Genomic DNA, 2,023 nt, shown 5'->3' on the forward strand with positions numbered 1-2,023 from the left:
CGCGCGTTAGACCTCAGACAGCCAAAGGGCCGTATTTCAAGGATGGCTCCACGAAAGCTGGCGCTCCCGCTTCGAAGCCTCCGGCCTATCCTACACATCGGATGACCAAGGTCAATGCTAAGCTGTAGTAAAGGTTCACGGGGTCTTTTCGTCCCATCGCGGGTAATCGGCATCTTCACCGATACTACAATTTCACTGAGCTCATGGTTGAGACAGCGTCCGGATCATTACACCATTCGTGCAGGTCGGAACTTACCCGACAAGGAATTTCGCTACCTTAGGACCGTTATAGTTACGGCCGCCGTTTACCGGGGCTTCAATTCAATGCTTCCTCTTGCGAGTGACATCTCCTCTTAACCTTCCGGCACCGGGCAGGTGTCAGGCTGTATACCTCATCTTTCGAGTTTGCACAGCCCTGTGTTTTTGTTAAACAGTTGCCTGGACCTATTCTCTGCGCCTCGCTCATCACGAGGACCCTTTATCCCGAAGTTACAGGGTCAATTTGCCTAGTTCCTTAACCATGAATCTCTCAACGCCTTAGTATGTTCTACCCGACCACGTGTGTCCGTTTGCGGTACGGGTGCCGCATGGGTTAAGCTTAGCGGATTTTCTCGGGAGTATGATTACCCACACTATCAGATTCCTCCGAAGAGGACTCCGTACTGTCAGGTTCAGCTCGGAAGGTGGATTTGCCTGCCTTCCTCAACACCTACACCCTTCAACGGGGACTTCCGTCGCCCCGCGGTGGTTTCACTGCTCCGTCTCCACGTCGCCCCATGCGGCAGTGACGGAATATTAACCGTCTCTGCCATCGCCATCGCCGTTCGGCTTAGACTTAGGACCCGACTGACCCCGGGCTGATTGGCATTGCCCGGGAAACCTTGGTCTTACAGCGGGAGGGAATCTAACCCTCCTTATCGTTACTTATTCCTACATTTGCTTTACTCACCGCTCCAGGATAACTTACGTACACCATTCAACGCTGTGAGTATGCTCCCCTACCGATACTTTCAAAATTGCTATCCCGCGCCTTCGGTGTCTGCCTTATACCCGATTATTATCCATGCCCGGACCCTCGACTAGTGAGCTGTTACGCACTCTTTGAATGAATGGCTGCTTCCAAGCCAACATCCTAGCTGTCATAGGGACCAGACTTCGTTAGACTAACTCAGGCAGAACTCCGGGACCTTAGACGGCGGTCTGGATTCTTCTCCTCTCGGGGACGGACCTTAGCACCCGCCCCCTTACTGCCGGACTGCAGACCGTGAGCATTCGGAGTTCGTCAGGACTCGATAGGCGGTGAAGCCCTCTTGTCCTATCGGTCGCTCTACCTCTCACGGTGACCATCCGACGCGGCACCTAAATGCCTTTCGGGGAGTACGAGCTATCTCCAAGTTTGATTGGCCTTTCACTCCTACACTCGGCTCATCCAGAAGCTTTTCAACGCTTATTGGTGCGGACCTCCATCCCGTGTTACCGGGACTTCATCCTGGCCAAGTGTAGATCACTTGGTTTCGCGTCTACCCCCACTGACTGTGCGCCCTGTTCAGGCTCGCTTTCACTGCGGCTACGTGTCTCGTGACACTCAACCTCGCCAGTGACGGTAACTCGTAGGATCATTATGCAAAAGGCACGCCGTCACATCGTAAGATGCTCCGACCGCTTGTAGGCGCATGGTTTCAGGAACTATTTCACTCCCCTGCTCGGGGTTCTTTTCACCTTTCCTTCACAGTACTCGTTCGCTATCGGTCTCACGGGAGTATTTAGCCTTACCGGATGGTCCCGGCAGATTCGCGCAGGATTCCTCGTGTCCCGCGTTACTCAGGATACCGCTATGCCGCATTTCGCTTCACATACTGGACTATCACCGTCTATGGTCACATTTTCCAAAGTGTTCTGTTCACGATTTGCATACAATGTCGCGGTCCTACAACCCCAGCCACGCCTTGCGACGCCACTGGTTTGGGCTGTTCCCCGTTCGCTCGCCACTACTGGGGGAATCATTCATTTATTTTCTCTTCCT

Annotated in this window: 1 rRNA gene; it reads right to left on the reverse strand. The window is 53.5% G+C overall.

The window, feature by feature from the left end:
- Positions 1 to 2,023: ribosomal RNA gene (locus tag DW830_RS15330) — 23S ribosomal RNA — on the reverse strand; the annotation flags it as partial.

The organism is Prevotella sp. AM34-19LB, from assembly GCF_003468525.1.
Taxonomy (GTDB): Bacteria; Bacteroidota; Bacteroidia; order Bacteroidales; family Bacteroidaceae; genus Prevotella.